We start from the raw sequence: 23,996 nt of genomic DNA on the forward strand, positions 1-23,996 counted from the left end.
ATAGTTAGAAGATAGAAAAATATTTAAAGCAGTAAAAATAGCCATCACACAGTTTCAAAGATGTTTTAATTTTTAAAAGGAGGAGTTTTTAAAAAGTTTTAACAAATTATGAAGTTGTTTTGTCTAACTATTATATTGAGGAAATAGATTTAAATGTTAGTAGATTAATTTATTTTTAAGAAGTTTTTTAATTTTTAAATGAAATGATTGAAAGTTTTAAAGTTATTCAAAGGTGATTTAGTAGTGAGTAGAGGGATTTGTGATGGTTGCCCTCTACTTTTTTAATTCAGTTAGTTTGATAGTTCTATAAACTTTAGTTTATGAGAAAAAGGAGCGGTATCATTTAAAATGACACTGCTCCTAAAATTAGATTAATGATTATTTAATTTTATATTTTCAGGATCTTCAAGTTTATCAACCATCTCTAAAAACAGATCCTGTGATGGTTCATGTTTTTTCTCCTTTGCAAGGAATGAAGATTCAAATTTCAAAAATTCATTCTCATCCAATTGAAAACAGCTTACAGCTTCATGAAAATCTCCAGAAATCTCTTTTAAAGAGCCGGGATAAAGCTCCATAGCTAAAAGGGCTTTGGCAAAAACTCCATCAGCTCTTGCTATTCCAAAACTAGCTGCACTTTTAAAACCAACTCTATTGTAATATCCAGGATATCCGTATATAATTATCCCTTTATATCCCATATCAGCTGCTATTCTTTTAGTAAATTCAATCAAAGCTCTCCCTATACCCTGTTTCTGAAATTTAGGAGATACGCTTAAAGGTCCAAAAGTTAAGACTTCATGAGATTTACCTTCTTTATCTATAACTTCAGCTTTAGTATAAAAAATATGTCCAACTATCTCTCCATCTTTAGTAGCAACAAAGTTTAACTGAGGAATTGTCACTTCTGAATTTCTTAAATAGTGAACTATGGAATGCTCATTAGCTCCTGGAACATATAGATTCCAAAAAGCCTCTCTAGTCATCTCCTCAACTTTTCTATAATCATTTTTTTCTTCTAATCTTATTTCTAATTTCAATTTTATCCTCCGTCTAATTTTAATTCTGACTCTACGATTTTATCAAAACCTATATATAGAAAGGAAATCAATAGTCCTTCCTATTATAGGAAGAACACACTCTCATTATTAAACAAAAAATCACTCCTAATATTAAATTTTATTTATTTTGATATTATACAGTTATTTTATTATCGAGTCAATATAATAACATTCTAAAGAAACTATTCCTGTGAGAAAGTATTTTGATTTAATTTTTTAAAAAATTAAAACTTTTTTACAAAACCTGTTGTCTAAATATTATTAATAAGTGTTAAAAAATAATAAATAATTTAATCCCCCCAAAAGAGCCTCTATCCCCCCAGAGGCTCTTTCCCTTTTTTGTATTTTAAATTTTTTCAAACTTTTTTAAGAAATAAACGCCTAAAGATTACAATAATAGTTAGAAGATAAAAAAGAATTTAAAGCAGTAAAAATAACCATCACACAGTTTCAAGGATGTTTTAATTTTTAAATGAAATGATTGAAAGTTTTAAAGTTATTCAAAGGTGATTTAGTAGTGAGTAGAGGGATTTATGAGGGCTGTCCTCTACTTTTTTTATTAAAAAATATAAAAATTAAAGGATTAAGCTAAAATAACCTAATCCTTTTTAATACTATTATATTTATCTTTATCTATTCTATTTCTCAAATTTTAAAAAATAACAGAATTTTAGCAAATATTTTTTTTATTTAATACCATTTCTATTTTTTTAATTGTTTTTTCTTCTAATTCCCATGTCGTACTTCTTACATTCTCTTCTATTTGCTGAGGTGTTTGAGCCCCACAAATAACTGGACCAACTTCTTTTTGAGCTATTAACCAATTTATAGCAACTTGTGACAATGGTTTTCCTATTTCTTGAGCTATTTCTTTTAATTCTTCAACACAGTTAAAGTAATTTAAAAATCTTTCTCCATTTAACTTTGGATTTTTTGATCTATCGTCTGATGAATCAAAATTATTTTCTAATTTAAACTCTCCAGTTAGTAACCCTTGCATTAAAGGGCTATATGGTAAAAATGCCATACCTTCCTCTTTACATAGCGGTAATAATTCGTTTGCTGTTCTATATTCTAGTTGTTTATGATGATAAATTTCTGAATTTGGTTCTAACATATTATATAAACCTTGAAGTGTTGAAATTTCAGCTAACTCCATACATTTTTTTGTATCTTTTAAGGAAAAATTAGATAGACCAATATATCTTATTAACCCTTTTTCTTTCATCTCCATTAAAGTAGCCATTCCCTCTTCTAATTCCATTCCTTCAAATGGCCAATGTATTTGATATAAATCAATATAAGAAGTTTGAAGTCTTTCTAATGAGGCATTCAACTCTTTATATAAACTTTCTCTTGATATACTTTTAGTAACAACTTTATTTTCATCCCATATAAGACCACATTTTGTTGCAATAAAAAGAGAACTTCTATCATAATCTTTTAAGGCCTCTCCTAAGATTTTTTCTGAATGTCCCATTCCATAAATAGGAGCGACATCAAAAAAATTTATACCTAACTCTACAGCTTTCTTTATTGTTTCTATAGATTTTTGATCCTCTGTATTATTCCATGTACCACCTATCGCCCAACACCCAAATCCAACTGAAGATAGTTTTTCATTATTTAATGCTTTAAACTGTTTATATATCATAATTTTCTCCTTATTTTCTTAATTCTGGCCAAAAATCTTTATTAGCTTCGATTAAACTATCTAAAATATCTTTTGCTTTTAATGCTGATGAAACTGTTTTATTTAAAGTTAATGCTTTAAGTGCTTTATCATATGAATTTTCCATATAAGCATCTACTAAACATTTTTCAGAAGCTAATTGCTGCTCTATCATCCCTTTATTGAATGTAGGTATTTCTAAATTTTTATACGTACTTACCGGTCCATCTTTAGTTATTAAACATGGTATTTCTATCATAGCATCATTCGGAAGATTTTTAATAGCTCCATTATTTTCTACAATCACTAAATATTTTTTATTTAAATCATTCACCAAAGAGTTTGCAACATCTACAATAAATAATCCATGAGCTCCAACATGGAAAGCTTCTCTATCATAATTACCTGTTTTTTCATACTCATCTATAGCTTTGAATAGTGTTGCTTCTCTTCCATCCATTACTTCATTTGCTCTTGTATAATCTTTATTTAATTGATTTAAAACTAAATCTCCTAATAGATAATATTGCATATATGTATTTGGTACATAGTCATCAAATAGATTTAAAATGTACTTCATATTTTTATAAGTTTTTTGCCATGATGCATCCTTATGCTGTAAATCATAATTAGTTTCAGGAAATAGTCCATGCTCTTTTATAAAGCTTTTCATCTCATCTATTCTCTCAACACCATTTACTTTTAAACTTGTAAACCATCCAAAATGATTAAGTCCAAAATATTCAGGTTCAATCTCTTCATAATCACATTTAAATATATCTGTCATTTTTTGCATCATACCAACTGGCATGTCACATATATTAAGAACTTTTGATTTAGGTCTTAATCTTCTCATTGCCTCTGCTACTATTGAAGCTGGATTTGAATAGTTTATCATCCAGCACTCTTTTTTAGAATATTTTTCCATGTAATCAACTAATTCTACCATAGGTTTAATAGCTCTTAATGCGTATGCCATTCCCCCTGGACCACAAGTTTCTTGTCCAATTGTTCCTAATGATAAAGGAATTTTTTCGTCTAACTCTCTCATTGCGTATTTACCAGTTCTGATTTGTGCAAATATAAAATCTGCATCTTGAAAAGCTGATTCTGGATTTGTATGCTCTGTAAATAATAACCCTGGATCCATTTCATCAACTACACTTTTTGTTATAACAGAAATCTTTCTCTGTCTTTCTCCATCTATATCAAATACTCTTAATTCATCTAATTTAAATTCATTTTTTTTACTTAATAAAGCTTTTACAACTCCAGGCGTAAATGTGCTTCCCCCACCTGCTATAACTACAATATATTTTTTCATAATAATCCTCCCTCATCTTTACTCTTCATCTTTTATATTTAACTCTTTACAAACCTCTTTTTTTATCTTTTGAACAGATAATCCATATATAATCTGAACTCCCTCAGAATTTTTAACAATACCACTACATCCTGTTGTGTTTAATAAATTCTCATCTATTTTTTCTAAATCTTTAACTTGAACTCTAAGTCTTGAGTAACAATTTGTAATAGTTTTTATATTTTCAGAACTACCTAATCCCAAAATTATATTTTTTATTTTATCGCTTTTTTCACTCTCTTTATTTTTTTCTTTATAATCCTCTTTGCTATAAAGCTTTACTTCTCCACTCTCTCTTCCTGGAGTTTTTAAATTTAATTTTTCTATTAAAAACTTAAATATAACATAATATAAAGCAATCTGAGCAAACCCTAATAAAATAAATTTAAGTGTATCTCCTTTAACCCCTGCTGGAAGCATCATTGCTAAAAATTCAATTCCTCCAGATACAGCTATTACTCTTAAATCTAATAATGCAGCTACTGCCATTCCTATTCCAGCTAATATTGCATGAACAACAAATAAAATTGGAGCAGTGAATAAAAATGAAAATTCTAATGGTTCTGTCACTCCTGCAAAAACTGCTGCTCCTACTGCTGGAATTAAAATCCCTTTTGTTTTTTCTTTTAAATCACTATTTGCACATCTATACATAGCTAAAGCTGCTCCTACTAATCCAAACATTTTGCTCATAGCTTTTGTTAAATAAACTGCTCCAGGCCCTAATCTATTAATAGTTGAAGATGATAGTTCTGCCATAGCAATATTTCTTACACCTTCTAAATATTGGCCATCAACTACACCAGTTCCGCTTATAGCTGATAATTCTACAGGTACCCATAACAAATGATGTAATCCTGTCGGAATCAATATTCTTTCTAAAAACCCATAAATACCTACACCAAATACTCCTGTAGAAACAATTGTATTCGTCATTTTAGCTATAAAAATCTGTATCACTGGCCAAGTATAAGTAAAAAATATTGATAATGAAATTACAATTGGTATCCCTATCAATAAAGCTAAATTTGAACTACCATAAAGTCTCATTGCACCTTCAAATTCTTTATCTACAAATTTATTATGTAGATAAGATGTAACCAATCCTAAAATAATTCCTAAAAATACCCCCATATCTAAAACTTGAACACCTAAGACTAAACTCTGTCCAGTACCTCTTAAATCACCGGTTATAAGAAATCCTTTAATTTTCATAAAAGAATTCATAGAATAAAGAAAAATAAAAAATAAAATTATTCCACTTAATCCTGCATCTCCCTTTTTTCTTTTTGTCATTCCCGAAGCAATTCCAACAGCAAATATTGGAGATAGATTTATAAATATGCTTAGTAATGAATCTTTTGTCAAAACACCAAAATTATTTAACCATTGAATTTTTGAAAAAGGAATAGATGGATTTGTTAATAAAACTCCAAATGCTAATAACATTCCAACTATAGGTAGTGTAAATACTGGAACTAATATTCCTTTAGAAAATTCAGTTCCCAGTCGAGTTATAGTTTTTTTTAGTTTTTCAAAATTTAAACCGCAATCTTTTTTTAAAACTTTGTCCATAAGACCCCCAAAAACAATTTTTTAAAATTGGTATATACCAATTACAAGGTAATGATATTTCATTTTTTCATTTTTGTCAATAATTTTTTTATTGATTTTTTTTTTAATAAAAATTATAATTATTTCAATAGACAAAAAATATAGGAGATATTAATGAAGTTACCTAGATATATTGAAATTGCAAAAGAACTTGAAGAGAAAATTTTAAATAATACCTATAAAAAAAATGAACGTCTTCCTGCTGAGAGAATATTAGCCGAAGAATACAATGTTACTAGAGTTACAATTAGAAATGCTATTGAACATTTAGTCTTAAAGGGATTTTTAGAAAAAAAAGTTGGAAGTGGAAACTATGTTAAGAAAAATACTTTAAATTTAAATATTAGTGAACAATTAAGTTTTAGTGAAAAATCACATTTTTTAAAGCAAACACCACGAACAGATGTTATTGAATTTAAAGAGATTTCTGGAGATGCAAAATTAATGGAGATATTTAATTGTGATTCTAATGAAGTTTTTTTCTTTATAAAAAGAGTTAGATATTTGGACAATACTCCTGTAAACCTTGAAAATACTTATCTTCCTAAAAGTCTTTTTCCAAATTTAACTAAAGATATTATGAAGGGATCTAAGTATGATTTTGTAGAGAAAACCCTTTCTATAAAGGAGAGCTACAATAAAATAACTCCAATTCTACCAAACGAAGAGTTAAGTCAACTATTTAATTTAACTTCTTGTGAACCAATATTCTACAAAACATCTATTGGAATTTCTAAAAAAGATATACCATTTGAATATAGTGAACTATATTTTAATCCAAATATATATGAGTTTACTTTTACTTCAAAAAGATAAAAATAAAAGAAGAAAATTGATAATTAGATTATCAATTTTCTTCCCAATTATAGTTTTCACAATAAACTTTTGTCTCATCATATCTATCTATAAATTTATTTTCTTCATTAGAATATCCAAAAGCCACGACTCCAAAAGGAATTATATGTTCTGGTAGGTTAAAATATCTCTTCATTTTCTCTACTCTTTCCACTTCAGGATAAAAACCAAGCCAAACTCCTCCTAGCCCCTCTTCTACAATTTGAAGCAACATATTTTGAATAGCTGCACTTAAATCTTGTTGTAACCACATATTATCTTTTTCTACTAATTTTGTATTTCCTAAAACAACTATCGAAACTTTAGATTTACTTACAGGAACTGCATAAGGACTCATTTTTGAAATAGCATTTTTCTTTTCTTCACTTTCAACAACAATAAACTCCCAAGGTTTAAAATTATGTGCTGATGGTGCTTGCATCCCAGCTCTTAAAACCCTTTCTATTTTTTCACATTCAACATCTTTGTCTAAAAAACTTCTAATACTTCTTCTATAAAAAATTGAATTCATATGTTCTCCTTTATCCAACTATTTTTTTAAATTAAAAATACATCTCTTCCCTGGTGTAAAATAACATTTATTACACGATACACATTTTGGTTTTTTTAAGTCTCCTGACATCCAAATATTTACTAAATTAGGTTCGCAAGTCAATGGTCTAGACATTGAAAAATACTCAATTTTACTACTATTTAAAATCTCCTCCATCACATCTATATGTCTATTTCCACCTATTAAAATTACTGGAATATCAATCATTTCAGCTAATTTTTTAGCATAGTCTTTAAAATATGATTCGTTAGTTTTAGAAACTACAACTTTTGTTCTAGCAGCACCTAAATTATTTTCTGATACCTCTTTTATAGATTCATTTCCACCTGTAACCTCTATTGCATCAATTCCTAACTCTGCAAGTTTTTTAGCAACGTACATGCTGTCCTCTTCTGTAAGTCCACCCTCTTTAACATAATCAGCAGAGTTTAATTTAATCCAAATTGGAAAATCTTTTCCTACAGACTCTCTCATAGCTGTAAAAATTTCAAATATAATTCTTCCTCTATTTTCAATACAACCACCATATTCATCAGTTCTTTTGTTATAATATGGTGATAAAAATTGACTAAGAAGATACCCATGACCGCCATGTATCTCTACACCATCAAATCCTGATTTTTTAACTCTTAATGCTGCATCAGCATATGCTTTAACTAAATACTCTATCTCTTCTTTTGTAATCTCTTTAGCCCAAGTTCCAGTATTTTCATTTTGTATAGTTGAAGGTCCCCAAATAGTTCTTTCTCCAACATTAAACGTTGTCATGAACCCACCGTAAACTATTTGCATTATTATATTAGCTCCATATTCATGAATTTTATTTGTAAATTTTTGATATTCAGGAATAAAACTATCATCATATATCCCCATCATTCCAGGATTCGGTTGCTCATCTTTAGTAACAAAAGCATATCCTGTAATAAGAGTTGAAGCTCCACCTTGAGCTAACTCCTCATAAATAGCTGAAAGTTCTGGAGTAAGGTGGCCTTTTTCATCTGCTAAATCTTCCCATAACGCTCCTCTTATTATTCTATTTTTCATTTCTAAATTACCTAATTTTGTTTTATCAAAAATATTTTTCATATTTATCTCCTTTAAACTTTTATATTATAACGAGATTATATTTCATTATAATTTCTTTAACAAGTACGCACTTTTTTGTAAGACTACTTACTTTTTTGTAAGAATTTAAACAGAATAAGGTTTTCTTTATAAAAAGTATTTTAATAATATTAAAAAAATTTGTTATTTGACATTAATGATTTAAATGTTAAAATATAAATACTAAAAATTTTTTGAAATTAAAGGGAGATAAAATGTTAAATTATAAAGATAAAAACTACTTTTGCCAACTAGATTTGGGATTAGAATTTATTCGTGGAAAATGGAAAGCATTAATTATCTGTCATTTGAAAGAGGAGCCTGTTAGATTTTTAGAACTTCAGAGAAGAATTCATGGAATTACTCAAAAAATATTAAACGAACAACTTAAAGCGTTAGAAGAGGAAAAAATTGTAGAGAGAATAGTTTACCCAGAAGTTCCACCTAGAGTTGAATATAAACTTACCGAAAAGGGATTAGCTCTTTTACCAGCCTTAGAAATGATTGAAAAGTGGGCTGAAAAATATTTAGAATCTTGCTCTATTGAATACTAAAGATATTTAAAAGGTTTGATTATCTTGAAAAAATCAAACCTTTTTATGCTATAAAAATATCTATATCAATTCTTTTACTCTGAAATAACACGCTGACCGTCTATTGTATTAAACGGATTAATAATAATTTTAGTTCCTTTTGGTAAATTTAAAACTTCAGCACTATTTTTAGTTTTAAATCCTATGTCAATTTGAGTTTTTTTTGCAATCCCATTCTCTAAAATAAAAACAAATGATTTATTTTCCTCTTTAAAAATGGAAAAAGAATCTATGGATAAAGCATTAGATTTTAAATCACTAAAAATTTCAACATCAACAAAATATCCAGGATTAAAATAGATTGAATCTGGCATTTCTATTTCAGTTTCAATAATTAAATTTTTCTTTTCATCAGCAGAGGGTTTAGCTATTGATGAAACTTTAGAAACTTTTCCAAGAATTTTAGAAGCATTTTCAGCCTCATTATTAGGTGGCGTAACCAGAGCTTTATCACCTACTTGAATATTTTGAAAGTTTTCTATTGGAATATCTAAATTAACAATATTTTTAGCTTGTGTTGCTATGGTTAAAAGCCTTTCACCACCAGCTAAAGAAACTCCATCTTGCGAATTAACAGTATATATAACACCATCATATTGAGAAACAAATGGCTTAGAAATTTGTTCAAATCTTTTATTTAAAAGATTATTTTCTAAATTTAATTTTTCTAATTTAGATAAGAGTATCGTTTTTTCCAAAGATAATTCTTTATTTAAACTATCATAATTTTCTTTAAGAAATTTTAGTTTATCTTCACTTAATAAAATAGAACTTTTTAAATTAATTAAATCTAAATTAATTCTTTCAAACTGTGATGTTATAGAACTTAAATCAGTAGAGGTTACTCCTCCCTCTTTAAAAAGAGTTCTATATGCTGTTAAACGACTTTTAGCAGCTTTAACTTCAGATTCTAAAATAGGAAACGTTCTTTTTTTATTTATAACTTCTTCTTCCATATTCTTAATTTCTAAAATTTTATTATTTAGTTCAATTTTCAAAGGGCCACTTTCAAGATTAGAAAGCTTTAATCGAGTATCTTCAATATCAATCTCATTACCTCTTAATATTCGTTCATTTTCTAAAAGTGAAATATTGCTAAAAACAACAAGTTGATCTCCTTTTTTAACTTCATCTCCAACTTTTACTAAAAACTTTTCTACAATAGTTGGCCCTTCAGCAACTATAGGAAAAATTTCTTTAGGTGAGACAACTCCTGTATATTTATTAGAGATAGAAATATTAGAATAATCCAAAACTTTTACTTTAATAGTTTTATCTGGATTTTTTTTTAAGACAAAAGAAATTGAAATTAAAGCACCTAAAATAATAAAAAAAAGAATAGTTATTTTTTTTATTTTCATAAATACACCCCCAAAAATTATTTGAAAAGATTATCATACTCAATTTTTGAAAGAACTAAATCTCTTTGAGTTTTATATAAATTTTCTTGTGAACTAATTAGTTGGTTTAAAGAATTCAAATAATCGAAAGTAGTAATTAAATCACTTTCAAATCTAAGATTATCTATTTTTAAATTTTCTTTTAAAATAGCAACTCTTTTTTCTTGGGACAAACTCTGTTCTATCAAGGATTCAATCTCTCTTTGTTTTGTTCTCATCCTCAACTCAATTTCTTTAATATTCTCTATATAATTTATTTCAGCTTTTTTCATTTCAAGTTTTTTCTGTTCAACTTTATCTATTGTACTTCCCCAATTAAAAGAATATGAAAACCCTAATTCAACTCGGCCATCATGATTAGCATAGTATCCATTATCCGAATCTTCATAAAAATCCTTAATAGCTTTTATATATACAGTTGGATAAAACTCACTTTTAGCGATTTTAACATCATATTCTGAATTTTTTAATATTAATTGTTCTCTTTTTCCAAGGGTAGTTTTTTCAGGTTGAGTAGTTTTGGGAGATAATTGAAACCCTAAAAAATCCTCTCTAATAGAAAACTCTTTTAAAGTAAAAGTTGAATTAAGAGGATAGTTCAAAATTTTAAATAAACTTTCTTTTGAATTTAATGCAGCTGCTTGATATTGAGCTTTTAAACTTTTTAAATCTTCAATATCACTTAAAATTTTTAAATATTCTGATTTTGGAGAAAGTTGATTTTCTTCAAACATACGTTTCAGTCGGTAGTATTGCTTATTTAATGTATCAATCGCTGAATCAAAAATTTTAACTTGATTTTCATAATTTAAAGTTAAAAAATAATCATTTACTCCTCTTTCTTGTTCTCTAAGAGTTGTAAGAAATATATCTTGTTCAGATATTTGGACATTATTTGTTGTTTTTTTTAAAGTGTTGTAGTCTTTTAATCCATTGAAGATATCAACTTTGGCCTCTAAAGTATTAAGTTTAAGTCCTTGATTACGAATAGATTCAATTCTATTTTCATTAGATACAACAACTGGAGGAAGATATAAATTTTTAAAAGTTTGAATTTCTTCACTCTTTTGAATTTGGTGATCCAACTCTTTAACTTTAACTGTAGGATTATGAGTTAATATTCGTTTAAAAATAGTATTTATATTAATCTCTTGAGCAAGAATGCAGGTGCTTAAAAAAATAGAAAAAAATAGAAAAAAATAGCTCATACCTACTCACCTCCTCCAAAAAATTTTTTTATAAAGTTTAAAGAAAATTTTGATTTTTTAGAATTTTTTGATGAATCGCCATAATAAGAATAATTTCTACCATAGCTACCTATATTTTTTTCGGCTTTATTAACGACAAATCCATAAATATTGGCTTTTGCATTTCTTAAAAGTTCTTTGCCAAATTTTAAATCTTCAGCATTAACTTCGTCATAAGCTACAACATAGATAACTCCATCTGACACTTTAGATAAAATAGCTGCATCTGATGCAACAGTAAGAGGTGGAGTATCGATTATTATTGTATTATAATCATTTTTTATTTTATTTAGTAGTGTTAGAAATTTATCATTTAAAAAAAGTTCAGTTGGGTTAGATGCAACTACTTTACTTGGAATAAAATCTAAATTTTTTGAGATATTTTTAATAATTATTTTTTCAATATCTAAATCATTAAATAACAAAGATTCAAGTCCAAAATTAAACTTCAAATTAAAAGCTTCATCAAGTCGAGGATTTCTTAAATCACAATCAATCAAAAGAACTTTTTTATCAGTTATAGCAATACTATGTGCATAGTTTACAGCTAAAACACTCTTTCCTTCTTTGGGAACTGAGCTTGTAACAAGAATAATTCGTCCAAAATCTTTATTATTTAAAAAAAATAGATTTGTTCTAATGACTCTAAGAGATTCACTGAGTTGAATATTATTATCGAAAAATAAATCTTGAGACATAGTTCTCTACCTTCCTTCCTTGTGCTTAGCAACAACTTTTTTTAAATCTTGAGATCTACTTTTATCACAAATTAATATATGCTCATTATTTTTTATAATAATCAAATCATTAACACCTAAGAGAGAAATAACGCTTCCTTCAGCAATAATAATATTATTATAAGAATCTTGTGAAATAACCTTGGTATTTTTTATAATATTTTGATTTTCATCCAAAGGTAAAATTTCTTCTAAAGCTTTAAAACTTCCTACATCACTCCACCCAATATCTACTGGAATAACTCTTAAATTTTTAGAATATTCTAAAACACCAAAATCTATAGATATTTTTTCAAATTTTGAAAAATAAGGATGGACTGAATCTGCTAACTCCATTCCATTAATTCCAGTCTTCAATATTGGAGTTATTTCTTGTAGTATTTCACAATAATCCTCCATTAAAATTTCTAAATTTTTAAAAATTGTTTTTAAACTAAAAATAAAAATTCCAGAATTCCAAAAAAAGTTTCCAGAATCAATATATGATTCAGCTGTTTGTAAATTTGGTTTTTCTCTAAATTTTTTAACTTTATATACTTGATTCATTTCAATTGATGAATTATTTACACCAACTTCAATATATCCATAACCAGTTTCAGGTCTGCTAGGTTTTATTCCTAAAGTTACAATTACTTCGCTATTTTTAGCAACTTCTAATCCTAAAATAACAGCCTTTTTAAAGTCTGATAAATTCTTAATAATATGATCAGAAGCCAATACTACAATCTGAATATTATCTGTAATTAATTTAAACCGTTCCCTAATAATTAAAGAGGCATAACTGATAGCCGCTGCAGTATCTTTAGAAAGTGGTTCCACAATAATATTTTCTTTTTTTACTTCTGGTAACTCTTTAGAAATCATTTCAGCTTGAGAAATATTCGTTGAAATAAATATATTTTCAAGTGGTATAGTTCCAACTACTCTTTCTAAAGTCTCTTTAATCATACTCTTTTCAGAAAATAAAGATAATAATTGTTTAGGTTTTTGTGGTGTGGAAAGTGGCCAAAATCGTTCTCCACTTCCACCAGCCATAATAATAGCAGCAATCATAGTCCCCTCCTTTTTATAAACCTTTATAGGTATTGACAAATTCCTTATCACAAATAAGATGTTTAAAAAATTTAAAAGTATTTCTTGTATACATAAATATTTTAAAATTAATATAACTCAATGAGCACAGATACTTTTTTGCAAGAATAGAACGATTTCTATTAAATTGTTCATAACTTTTTCGCGAGGTCAAAATATCAGAACTTTTACCAACTTTATGTAAAATTTTGGCTGTAGGTAAATAAATAATTTTTCTTCCTGAATTTATAACCTTCCAAGAAAAATCCACATCTTCAAAATACATAAAATATTCTTCAGGAAGTAATCCTATCGAATCAATTAAACTTTTATGAAAAAACATAAGACAACCTGTAGCAAAGTCAATTTCTCTTTGAATATTATATGCTTCACAGTTCAAAGCATTTTCTCCTATATGTATTCCACCAGCCCTTTTTCGTTGAAGTTTTCCACCTGCAAACCAAATAATATTAGGTGAATTAAAATAACAAATTTGTCCAGTTAAAATTCCTATGTTTTTATCAAAATTATTTATATAAAACTCTTTAAAAACTTTTAAAAGATTAAAATCTGAAATAGTATCATTATTTATAAGAAGAAAAAAATCTGGATTATAATTTTTTAAAGCATATTCAATACCGTAATTATTTCCATATGCAAATCCTCCATTTCTTTCAGAAAGAATAATATCTACCATAGAATCTTCAGTATAAATATCCCTTAAAATTGAAAAAGAATTATCAGGAGAACAATTATCTACAACAATTATTTTAAATTTATCTTTAAAATTTTGAGATTTTAAAGAATTAATAGCTTCAACTGTATCTTGAGTTCCTTTGTAATTAATCATTATAACTGTAATCATACTCTACCCCTTTATTTTTTATAGATGTTTTAAAAAATAAAATTATAATAAAAGCAGTTCCAAATTTAGTATATAGACCACCTCTTAAAAAAAAACTCAGAATTCCAGCAAGAGCACATCTATTTATTATCCCTTTATTTGAATCATCAAAATTTAAATATACTATAATAAAAATAATAAAAAGTGCTAAAATAACTACTCCCATTTCTGAAACTATCCTTGTTGCAAGAGAATAAGCGTCCATAGCATTAAGTCCATAAAAATAATACACACCTGTTTCTAAATTTTTAAAATTCCTTAAATAACTATATGGATGAGTTCCTAGTCCTGTTCCAAAGAAAAGATTATCATTATTAAGAGCAACATAAAGATTACTTAAAATTGCAAATGAACTTGCATTTATGTTTTCAAATATACCTGTTTTTAAACTTTTAAAAGATTGTATTGTATCTATATATTTATTCCACCATATACTTTGAGTTAAAAATAATCCTAAAGGTATAGCAATAGAAACTTTTAAAATGTTTTTTAATGCTGGTTTTTTAAATCTAGTTATAAAAAAATAAACAGGAACCACAATAAAAGCAGCACTAGCTTGAGTCATAAAAAATGCTAAAAGAATAATCAAATAATTAATTTTTATTTTTTTATTTCTTATAATATTTTCAATAGAATAAATGCAAGCTGGTAACATTGTCTGAGCCAGCCAGCCAGGTTCATAAGCTACACTCCTAATTCTAGCCAAATCGCTCCCAAAAGTTGGTAAAACTCTAGAATTACATCCAATAGGATACGGAAATATATCAATTTTAAAAAATAAATAAATAATGAATTGAAATATACCTAAAATTGAGATAAAACATGTGATTTTTAAATATATATCAAACAATTTTTCATATCCATAATTTTCAAAAAATTTATCAAATCCTAAAAACATAACAAGTAAAAGAATTATTTGTTCTAAACATCTAATCAAAGGATATCCATTTCCAATTACTTTAAAAATAGATATTAAACCTAAAGTCATAATTAAAAATAAAAGCTTATAATTTATTTTAAAAAATAATATTTTTTCATTTAAAAAATAATATCCTAAGTAAATTAACATTAGGAGTTCTTCTAACTTTATAGGGAGATTTGTATAGTAAATTGTATATATAAAAACATATGGGACAACGTAAAATAATTTAAACAAATCTCAACCACCTCACTTAATATTTAAAGTTTATTAAAAATTTTATTAATCATAAGATTATTTACATTATTCCAGCTGTACATTTCTAAAATTAAATTTATTTCATTTTTTTCAAAAGCTATAGAATCACTATTTTCAATTAAAAATATCAATTCTTGTAAGTCATAAGGATCAAAATGTTTTACAACAGAATTAGAAAACTCTTTTAGTGAACCTCCAGTAGAACAATAAACTTTTGCACCTTTATGAAGTGCTTCTAGAACTGGTAGACCAAATCCTTCATAAAGAGATGGAAATATAAAAGCTTCACAATTTGAATAGAGCCAATTTAACTCTTCATCGCTAACAAAACCTAAATTTTGAACCCTCTCTCGATCAACCTGTAAGAAGTTATTATTTCCTGCAATAACAAGAGTTTTTTCTGTTTTACTTTTACTAAAAGCTTCTAAAAGAAAATTTAGATTTTTAGTAGGCCTTGAATTCCCAACGTATAGAAAGAACGATTTTGGCTTCAAACTTTTAATAGGAATCTCTTTTCCTGGAATAATATTTACTCCTTCTGGAATATGAATAGAATCTTTATTATAAAAACGAAGAATATCATCTCTAGTTGATTGAGATACGGTAATAACTAAATCTGAATTTTTTAGTGTTCTTTTTAGAATAAAATCCACTGCAACCTTAGTTAAAAAATTTCTAACAGGATTTAAATGTATTTTACAATTTATTGCTTTATATCCAACATCATGAATTGTTGTTATGTAAAATTTGTTTTTATCCTTAAAAAAACTATTACAATGATACAATGAGTGATATATATCAAAATCAAGTTTTTTTAAGAAATTATTAAATAAAAAAAAATGGTGCGGAGTAAAAGGCTTTAAATCAGTATAAATTAAATTAAATGTTTTACTATCTAAATTCTCATTTACAATAACCATGATATTATCATAGCCAAAATAATCTTGATAAATTTTAATAATCTCTCTAGAATATCTAGATATTCCAGTAGGTTTATTTGATATTAATCGTCCATCTAATAAAATTTTCATATTGAATTCCTCCTATATTTATCAAATATCCATCCCCATTTATTAAAATATTTTATAGCTGATATTACATGAAATATTAACATTTTTTTATTTTTAAAAGACCCTTTAGCATGAGAGTGAATTATCTCTACATAAGGATAAAAAACAGATGTAGAAACCATATTTATACGCCTACTTAAATCATAATCTTCAAGATACATAAAAAATCTCTCATCAAATCCATTTATACTTTTTAAAATATTTGTTCTTATTAACATAAAACATCCAGAAAGTATTGGAATTTCTTTAATAGAATTATAGTTAAAATCTCTCATTTCATAAAGATAATCACTTTTAGATATCAAGGTTTTTATAGGACAGAATTTTCGTAAAATTAAATTTATAGGAGTCGGAAGTCTTTTGCAAAGATATTGAAGCTCTCCATCAGGATACTTAACTTTAGGCATAACATGTCCAATTTTCTCATTACTTTCAAGAAATTTAAATAGTTCTTCTAACACACCTTTTTTAAATTCAATATCTGGATTTAAAATTAAATGATATTTAGAATCTATATTTTGATAGAGCATAACTTGATTGTGTCCCCAACCATATCCACCATTTCTTCCATTAAAAATATAAGTTATTTTATCTTTTGGAAAAATATTAAGTTCATCTTTTAGAGTATTTGTTGGTGAATTATCAGATATAAAAAGATGAATTTTTAAATCTGTATTTAAAAAACATCGGATAGCTTTAAATAAATCTTTTTGATTTGTATTATACGTTACAATACTACAACTTATATCAATCATATTCACACACCTCTTCCAAAAATAACAATTTTGATAGTTTTAAAAATTATTATTAAATCAAGTAAAAAACTGAAATATTCAATATAATAGATATCATATTCCAGTTTTCTTTTTGCATCATCAAGATTAGCTCCATAAGAATACATTACCTGAGCTAGTCCTGTAATTCCTGGCTTCATAGCATATCTAAGAGAATATAGATTTAAAAGTTCTTCATATTCTTTTCCTAGCTCATTCCACTCTGGTCTTGGCCCAATAAAGCTCATGTCTCCTTTAATTACATTTAAAAGCTGAGGTAATTCATCTATTCTGAGTTTTCTTATAATTCTTCCTACTTTTGTAATTCTTTTATCATCTTTTGAAGAGTATTTAGAAAAACTTTTAGGATCATGTATTTTCATAGATCTAAACTTGATTATTGTAAATTCTTTTCCTAAAAGACCTATTCTTTTTTGTTTAAAAAAAGCTGAAGATAGAAAGAACTCTTTTGGAGTTTCGAGTTTAATACATATATATGTTAATAAAAATATTGGAAACAATAAAATCAATAGTAAAATAGAGATGATAATATCTACAAATCTTTTCATTCGCTTCGAAAAATTAGAATGTAAAAGTTTAAACTCTTTAGACTTTAAAAACCACTCCTTCGATATAATATCAATATTAATTTTTCCTTGATATTGTTCAAAAAAATCGAAATATTCTATCGTGTTAATACCCAAAAGTTTTAGTTCAAAAAGTTTATCTAAAACTTCTTTATTTAAAAAAGGCCTATAAATGATTTCTAAAACTTCATTAGATTTTTTCAAATCATCAAGATTCTTAAAAATACAAGATTTAATTTCTAAACTCTCATTAAAAACAGCTTCAATATTACCATCAAAGTCTATAAATACTAGAGTCTTTTGATTATTTTTAAGCATATTGCTAAGAAGAATCTTAATCATAATAAAACTAGAAGTGGAGATTAGAAACCAAAGAAAAACTTCTTTATCAGCATACATATATTTAATTATAGAAAACATCAGTATATTAATTCCTAATAGATACAAGATATCTGATTTTAAATGAGATGAATCAAAATCTAAAATACTAAAAATATAATATAAGCTCAATGAAAAAAAAATAATAATATATATAAAAATTTCTTCAAAAATATTTAAGTATTTTATCGATAAAAAATGAATTATTACTAAAATTAAAATAGAAATAAAAATTTCTTTTAAATGTTTAAAATATCTTTTCTTCATAGAAAAATTCTCCTTTTTAAGATGATTTATCTTCAGGTTGAAATTTTGGAATTACTCCCAGTATTGGTGACTCTAATATAGCCATAATTTCGGAATAATCTTTTAGCTTTAAAGAATAATTTTCAATTAAAAAAGCAAAAAAAATACCAAAAAGAGAAGAAGCAAGTATAGTTACACAAAATTTAATAAAGATTTTCTTAGAAATAGGTTCTGTTGGAGGAATAGCCTCTTCAATTATACGAATATTTCTTAAATTCAAAGTAGTATTAACTTTCAATAAAAACTCATTAGCTATTTCATTTGAAATTGTAGCAACCATAACCGGATGACTATCAATATAGGTAAATTTTAATATTCCTGTATTACCTATCGGTTCAAATTTAACTTTTTTTTCTAAAGAATTTACAGTTTCATTTAAGTCAAATTTATTAATAACTTTTTGTAAAAGAGTTTTACTTTTTGAAATTTCGGAATAAATTGTCGCTAATTTTTCACTTGCAGCAAGGTCATTATTATTAACAGAAGAGCTTATTGTAGTTGGATTATTCATAATAATAAAAGTAACTTCACCTTTATATTGCGTTGGAGTATTAAAAATAAAATACAATCCTACTATAAATATTGGAATTGCAGTAAATAGTAATATTTTGATTCTTTTTTTTAAAATAAAAATTATATCAATTAATCTTAAGTTATTAATCTCCATTATTAAGCTCCTTCAAATCATTATTTGTACATTTTTTTTCAAAAAATAAAAGTTTAATCCTATTAAAAAATAAACTGTTTATTTCGATTTTTTTGAAATAAATTATAAGAACAACTGAAAAGGTTAACTCTATTCCTTTTGAATAAACTACAATAATAAAAAAGTATTTAAAATAGAGGTGTAAAATGAGACAAGTTGTATTTATTCTACCTAGTGGAAGTGCAAGACCTATCGGAGGACATAAAGTTGTTTTTGAATATGCTAATAAATTAATTGAAGACGGATTTAAAGTAAGTATAGTTATGCCTGCAGTCTTAAAATGGAAAGAAATAAGCTTCCAAAAAAAAATATTTGGAATATTAAGATATGTATATTTTAACTTTAAAAAAAATCGATATCTACCATATTCATGGTTTAATTTAAATAAAAAAATCAATATTTTTTGGTGCTTAAATCTATCTGAGAAAAACATTCCTAAATCAGATTATATATTCGCTACAGCTTGTGAAACAGCAGAGTATGTGGCTGAATATAATAAAGATAAAGGAGAGAAATTTTATTTAATACAGTCTCATGAAAATTGGGCTATGGAGGAAAAAAGATTATATGCAACTTATAAAAAGCCGATGAAAAAAATTGTAATATCTAAATTTTTAAAAAATTTAATAGATCAATATGATAAAAATAATACTTATATTGAAAACGGTTTGGATAACACCAAATTTTTTAAAATTGAAAATATAAAAAAAGAAAAAAATACTTTAATGATGTTGTATCACTCTGATGAAAAAGTTAAACAAAGCAAAAAGGCTTTACATATTTTAGAAAAACTAAAGATTAAGTATATTGATTTAAAATTAATTCTTTTTGGTTTGCCAGAAAGACCAAAAGATTTACCAGAATGGATTGAATACCATAAAATGCCTAAACAAGATTTATTAGTTCAACTTTATAATAGAGCTCGAATTTTTATATCACCTAGTCTTATAGAGGGATGGGCACTACCTCCTGCAGAAGCTATGTTATCTGGAACGTGCGTGTGCGTAACTAATATCCCTGGGCACGAATATGTAGAACACTTGAAAACAGGGTATAAAGTACATAAAAATCTAGAAAATTTATATGAAGGACTAGACTTTTTATTAAATAATGAAAATATTATCGAAAACTTAGAAAAAAATGGCCAAAATTATATTTCTAATTTTAATTGGGAAAATTCATACCAAAAATTAAAAACATATATTTTAAATTGAGAAGAGAGGAAAAATATGAGATTTTTAAAAATTTTTATATATTTTTTTATTCTTAGTATAAGTATTTTAGGAAAAGTTGATATAAAAAGCTTTGGAGCTAAAGGTGATGGAATTACTGATGATACCGAAGCTTTTAATAAAGCTATGGCATATTTACCTAAAAAATCAACTATATATATTCCAAGTGGAGTTTATAAAGGCAATTTTATCTTCCAACATCATCAAATCACAGGAGATGGAGACACTATTTTTATAGCTAATAATCATGAAAAACCAATCATTACATTGAAAGATCCAGGTGGTTGGGACTATCAGATATTTCAAAACGCTATAATAGATGGACAAGGAAAAACTAAAACTTTAGTTCAATTTGGAGAAACTATGAATGATGTTTATGCTGGAAGATGGAGTTTTAAAAATGTCTCCTTAATAAATGCAAGTGAAGTAGCAGTAAAGAAGATTGGTGGAAACATAGGAACTCACTGGGAAGAATGTGATTTTAGTAATAACCCTATTCACTTTTATGCAAGAAATACCTCCAATCCAGGAAAAATAATGCATGTTGGATGTGATACATTCAACAAATCATACTTTAGTGAATCAACTAAAACGGTTTGGATATATATAGAAGATGAGAATAAAGGGAAAAATGAAGGTGGACAAATAATAATAAGAGATTGTATTGCAGAAAATAATACAGGTGCCGTATTTATAGCAAAAAATTTTGGAAAAGGTATGGTTCCAATTGTTATTGAAAATCTTTGGTTAGAAGGGAATTCAAAATCACCTTTATTAGCTATTGACATATACAACGAAAAATATATGGGCCGTGAATTTCATATTGAAGATGTAGGAAGGATAAAAATAGAAGGAACATATATTCATAATTCATATTTTAAAAAATCTAATGTTTCTATAATAAACTGTGAAATTTCAGATTCTTATCAAAATCAAGCATATACTCTTTATAACAAAGGAGTTCAGATAGAAAATATAGACTCAAATATAACTATAGCAAACTCATTTACTAGAAGCGGATGGGGACAAATAGATAATAATCAGCCTCCTTTAACTGTCAAAAATCATATGTTTGAACCAGTTTATATTTCAGGAGGAAGCTTAGGATACTACAGTTCACAACCTAATAATATTTATTATTATCCTCAAAATGCTAATATAATTATAAATAATAATATGGAATCACTAGAGAAAAAAATAGATTTTGGAGAAAATTCAATGAACTTAACTTTAGTAGATGATGGAGTAATGAAAAAAAAGTCTATTGAATTTGAAGTTATACAAGATGGTGGAATTTGCTATGTAAATTTAATGGACTCTTTAAAAGAGAAAGTGGGAAAATACGCAGTTATAACATTTAATATAAAACCAATGAATTTCCATCCAGAAGCAAAATTAAAATTGACAGCTGGATCAGGAGATATGGGAATATTAAATTTGAAAAAAATTGGAAAATGGAATTTTTATAGACTTTCATTTTACGTAGGAGATATCTATAAAGATTACGGAAATTTAGGATTTTGGTTTGATAATGCTCCTAAAGGATTTAAATTTAGATTATGTGATTTACAAATATTATTCTTTGATACTTTGGCAGAAGCCAATGCCTTTATTGATAATGGATATTTTGCTAGTAATACGGAATCTTAAAAATAGAAGATAAAACTTTTCATGATAGATTAACTAAAAAATTTATATTATCTTAAAATCTTATAACAGTTTAGAGGAGTGATTTTATGAATAAGCTTGAGACACCAATTTTTGTCACAAAATCTTTTTTACCACCTTTTGAAGAATATACACATAAAATTAAAGAAATTTGGGATAATAATATTCTTACAAATCTCGGTCCTATCCACGAGGAATTTAAAGAGAAACTAAACTCTTATCTAAAAACTAACTATACAACTCTTTGTACAAATGGACATCTTGGATTAGAAATGAGTATCAAAGCCTTGAACTTAAAAGGAGAGGTTATTACAACACCTTTTACTTTTGCATCTACTACTCATGCTCTTGTCAATTGTGGCATTAAACCTATATTTTGTGATATTGAAACTGAATCGTACAATATTGATCCTAATAAAATTGAAAATTTAATAAATGAAAATACTACTGCTATTATGCCTGTTCATGTATTTGGAACGCCTTGTGACGTTGAAGCTATCGAAAAAATCGCCAAAAAATATAATTTAAAAGTTTTATATGATGCTGCCCACTGTTTTGGTGTTGAAATAAATGGAAAAGGAATAGGGAACTTTGGAGATATTTCAATGATTAGTCTTCATGCAACTAAAGTTTTTAATTCTATTGAGGGTGGAGCACTAACATATAATGATTCAAAGCTTAAAGAAGCTTTAAAACTTTATAAAAATTTTGGTATTACAGGTCCAGAATCTGTCATAGCTGTTGGTGGAAATTCAAAAATGAATGAATTTCAAGCTGCTATGGGTATAGTCAATCTTCGATATATGGACAAACAAATTGAAGATAGAAAAAAAATAACTTATTTATATAGAGAACTTTTAAAAGACGTAGATGGAATAAAAACTTCTAAAGATATTAAGAATGTAAAACATAATTATGCTTATTTTCCTATTTTAATTGACGAAAAAAAATTTGGAAAGACACGGAATGAACTTTATGAAAAATTAAAAGATTTTAATATATTTACAAGAAAATATTTTTATCCTCTTACTAGTAATTTTGATTGCTATCAAGATGAATATAAAAATCTAGATTTAAAAAATGCTAATTATATTGCAGATAGAATTTTGACTTTACCTATTTATGGTTCTCTCAATCTTTCCACAGTAGAATATATTGTTAATGCAATTAAAATTATAAAAAAGGAGGCAATTATTGAATGAAATTAGGAGGAATGCAACCTTATTTTTTCCCTTATATTGGGTATTTTTCTTTAATAAAACATACTGATTTATGGATTGTAGTTGATAATGTTCAATTTATTTCAAGAGGATGGATAAATAGAAATAGAATTTTAAAGAATAAAGTTGGTGAAATAATCTATATAAATGTTCCTTTAAAAAAATTTCCACACAAAACTCCAATAAAAAATGTTTTAATAGACAATGAAAAGAATTGGAAGGATAAAATTTTAAATCAACTAGTTATTTACTCTAAAGCCCCATATTATAAAGAAATCACCTCTCTTTTAAATAAAATTTTTGATTTTGAAACTCTTAGTATATCTGAATTCAATATTCATTCTCTTAAATTAATTTGCAACTATCTTGGAATTGATTTTAACTATGTTATATTTTCAAATATTAAAAATTTTGATACTAGTAAAATTAAAGAACCAGATGACTGGGCTTTAGAAGCGTGTAAGTTTTTTAAGGCTTCTGAATATGTCAATCCTCCTGGTGGAAAATCTTTTTATAATAGAGAAAAATACTTAAAAAATGATATTAAACTAACTTTTCTTAACTCTAATTTTAAAGAATACAAAACTTTTTCACCAAATTTTATTTCTGGTCTTTCTATTATAGATGTGATGTTTTGGAATTCGAAAGAAGAGATTTTGAATATTTTAGATAATTATACCTTAGACTAAGTACAAAAGGAGATTT

22 protein-coding genes are annotated in these 23,996 nt (G+C 26.2%); 6 read left to right on the forward strand and 16 right to left on the reverse strand.

Features of this window, described 5'->3' with window-relative positions; genetic code table 11:
* Positions 1–371: 371 nt before the first annotated feature.
* The 4 genes from H5J23_RS00505 to H5J23_RS00520 form a co-directional block, all read right to left on the reverse strand.
* Positions 372–1,040 (reverse strand): GNAT family N-acetyltransferase, encoded by a 669-nt coding sequence (locus H5J23_RS00505; protein WP_185890345.1) that lies wholly within the window; start codon positions 1,038–1,040, stop codon positions 372–374.
* A gap of 691 nt (positions 1,041–1,731) precedes the next feature.
* The gene (locus H5J23_RS00510; protein WP_185890347.1) at positions 1,732–2,715 is read right to left on the reverse strand and encodes an aldo/keto reductase; all 984 of its coding nucleotides are present in this window, start codon (positions 2,713–2,715) and stop codon (positions 1,732–1,734) included.
* A 10-nt stretch (positions 2,716–2,725) separates the two neighbouring features.
* Complete coding sequence (locus tag H5J23_RS00515) at positions 2,726–4,057, reverse strand: 6-phospho-alpha-glucosidase (RefSeq protein ID WP_185890348.1); 1,332 nt, start codon at positions 4,055–4,057, stop codon at positions 2,726–2,728.
* A gap of 18 nt (positions 4,058–4,075) precedes the next feature.
* The gene (locus H5J23_RS00520; RefSeq protein ID WP_185890350.1) at positions 4,076–5,671 is read right to left on the reverse strand and encodes a PTS transporter subunit EIIC; all 1,596 of its coding nucleotides are present in this window, start codon (positions 5,669–5,671) and stop codon (positions 4,076–4,078) included.
* 153 nt (positions 5,672–5,824) lie between these two features.
* Here H5J23_RS00520 and H5J23_RS00525 point away from each other — a divergent pair, with 153 nt between their 5' ends.
* Positions 5,825–6,526 carry a GntR family transcriptional regulator gene (locus H5J23_RS00525; RefSeq protein ID WP_023052478.1) on the forward strand — a complete coding sequence of 234 codons (702 nt, stop codon included), beginning with the start codon at positions 5,825–5,827 and terminating at the stop codon, positions 6,524–6,526.
* 31 nt (positions 6,527–6,557) lie between these two features.
* Here the strand turns inward: H5J23_RS00525 and H5J23_RS00530 are convergent, their stop codons facing one another.
* Together H5J23_RS00530 and H5J23_RS00535 are read right to left on the reverse strand one after the other, a co-directional pair.
* Positions 6,558–7,076: a nitroreductase family protein gene (locus tag H5J23_RS00530; RefSeq protein ID WP_185890352.1), complete on the reverse strand. Its 519-nt coding sequence runs from the start codon at positions 7,074–7,076 to the stop codon at positions 6,558–6,560.
* Positions 7,077–7,094: 18 nt separating this feature from the next.
* Entirely contained in the window at positions 7,095–8,204 is a 1,110-nt protein-coding gene (locus tag H5J23_RS00535; RefSeq protein WP_185890354.1) for an NADH:flavin oxidoreductase, read from the reverse strand.
* Between the two features lie 233 nt (positions 8,205–8,437).
* Between H5J23_RS00535 and H5J23_RS00540 the strand changes: the two genes are divergently transcribed.
* A complete protein-coding gene (locus H5J23_RS00540) occupies positions 8,438–8,776 on the forward strand; it encodes a helix-turn-helix domain-containing protein (protein ID WP_185890356.1) in 339 nt (112 codons plus the stop codon).
* A 74-nt stretch (positions 8,777–8,850) separates the two neighbouring features.
* On the opposite strand, the gene H5J23_RS00545 is transcribed toward H5J23_RS00540, so the two are convergent.
* The 10 genes from H5J23_RS00545 to H5J23_RS00590 are packed head-to-tail and all read right to left on the reverse strand — an operon-like array spanning position 8,851 to position 19,132.
* On the reverse strand, positions 8,851–10,176 hold the full coding sequence (locus tag H5J23_RS00545) for an efflux RND transporter periplasmic adaptor subunit (RefSeq protein ID WP_185890357.1): 1,326 nt from the start codon (positions 10,174–10,176) through the stop codon (positions 8,851–8,853).
* Positions 10,177–10,193: 17 nt separating this feature from the next.
* The gene (locus H5J23_RS00550) at positions 10,194–11,423 is read right to left on the reverse strand and encodes a TolC family protein (RefSeq protein WP_185890359.1); all 1,230 of its coding nucleotides are present in this window, start codon (positions 11,421–11,423) and stop codon (positions 10,194–10,196) included.
* 2 nt (positions 11,424–11,425) lie between these two features.
* A complete protein-coding gene (locus H5J23_RS00555) occupies positions 11,426–12,160 on the reverse strand; it encodes a CpsD/CapB family tyrosine-protein kinase (RefSeq protein ID WP_185890361.1) in 735 nt (244 codons plus the stop codon).
* Positions 12,161–12,166: 6 nt separating this feature from the next.
* On the reverse strand, positions 12,167–13,252 hold the full coding sequence (locus H5J23_RS00560) for a mannose-1-phosphate guanylyltransferase (RefSeq protein ID WP_185890363.1): 1,086 nt from the start codon (positions 13,250–13,252) through the stop codon (positions 12,167–12,169).
* A 13-nt stretch (positions 13,253–13,265) separates the two neighbouring features.
* Positions 13,266–14,135, reverse strand: coding sequence for a glycosyltransferase family 2 protein (locus H5J23_RS00565; RefSeq protein ID WP_185890365.1), 870 nt, complete (start codon positions 14,133–14,135; stop codon positions 13,266–13,268).
* On the reverse strand, positions 14,113–15,330 hold the full coding sequence (locus H5J23_RS00570; RefSeq protein WP_185890367.1) for a hypothetical protein: 1,218 nt from the start codon (positions 15,328–15,330) through the stop codon (positions 14,113–14,115). The genes H5J23_RS00565 and H5J23_RS00570 overlap by 23 nt, the downstream gene beginning before the upstream one ends.
* 23 nt (positions 15,331–15,353) lie before the next feature.
* On the reverse strand, positions 15,354–16,382 hold the full coding sequence (locus tag H5J23_RS00575) for a glycosyltransferase family 1 protein (RefSeq protein WP_185890369.1): 1,029 nt from the start codon (positions 16,380–16,382) through the stop codon (positions 15,354–15,356).
* Positions 16,379–17,176 carry a glycosyltransferase family 2 protein gene (locus H5J23_RS00580; RefSeq protein ID WP_185890371.1) on the reverse strand — a complete coding sequence of 266 codons (798 nt, stop codon included), beginning with the start codon at positions 17,174–17,176 and terminating at the stop codon, positions 16,379–16,381. Before H5J23_RS00580 ends, H5J23_RS00575 begins: the two co-directional genes overlap by 4 nt.
* Before the next feature lie 2 nt (positions 17,177–17,178).
* Positions 17,179–18,426: a sugar transferase gene (locus tag H5J23_RS00585; RefSeq protein WP_185890373.1), complete on the reverse strand. Its 1,248-nt coding sequence runs from the start codon at positions 18,424–18,426 to the stop codon at positions 17,179–17,181.
* Between the two features lie 16 nt (positions 18,427–18,442).
* Positions 18,443–19,132, reverse strand: a complete 690-nt coding sequence (locus H5J23_RS00590; protein WP_185890375.1) for a YveK family protein — start codon at positions 19,130–19,132, stop codon at positions 18,443–18,445.
* A 185-nt stretch (positions 19,133–19,317) separates the two neighbouring features.
* Here H5J23_RS00590 and H5J23_RS00595 point away from each other — a divergent pair, with 185 nt between their 5' ends.
* The 4 genes from H5J23_RS00595 (at position 19,318) to H5J23_RS00610 (ending at position 23,980) form a co-directional block, all read left to right on the forward strand.
* Positions 19,318–20,385 (forward strand): glycosyltransferase family 4 protein, encoded by a 1,068-nt coding sequence (locus H5J23_RS00595; protein WP_185890377.1) that lies wholly within the window; start codon positions 19,318–19,320, stop codon positions 20,383–20,385.
* 15 nt (positions 20,386–20,400) lie between these two features.
* A complete protein-coding gene (locus H5J23_RS00600) occupies positions 20,401–22,053 on the forward strand; it encodes a glycosyl hydrolase family 28-related protein (protein ID WP_185890379.1) in 1,653 nt (550 codons plus the stop codon).
* Between the two features lie 86 nt (positions 22,054–22,139).
* Positions 22,140–23,273, forward strand: a complete 1,134-nt coding sequence (locus tag H5J23_RS00605) for a DegT/DnrJ/EryC1/StrS aminotransferase family protein (protein WP_185890381.1) — start codon at positions 22,140–22,142, stop codon at positions 23,271–23,273.
* Entirely contained in the window at positions 23,270–23,980 is a 711-nt protein-coding gene (locus H5J23_RS00610; protein WP_185890382.1) for a WbqC family protein, read from the forward strand. The genes H5J23_RS00605 and H5J23_RS00610 overlap by 4 nt, the downstream gene beginning before the upstream one ends.
* Positions 23,981–23,996 lie beyond the last annotated feature (16 nt).

The organism is Cetobacterium sp. 2G large (assembly GCF_014250655.1).
GTDB classification, from domain to species: Bacteria; Fusobacteriota; Fusobacteriia; order Fusobacteriales; family Fusobacteriaceae; genus Cetobacterium_A; species Cetobacterium_A somerae.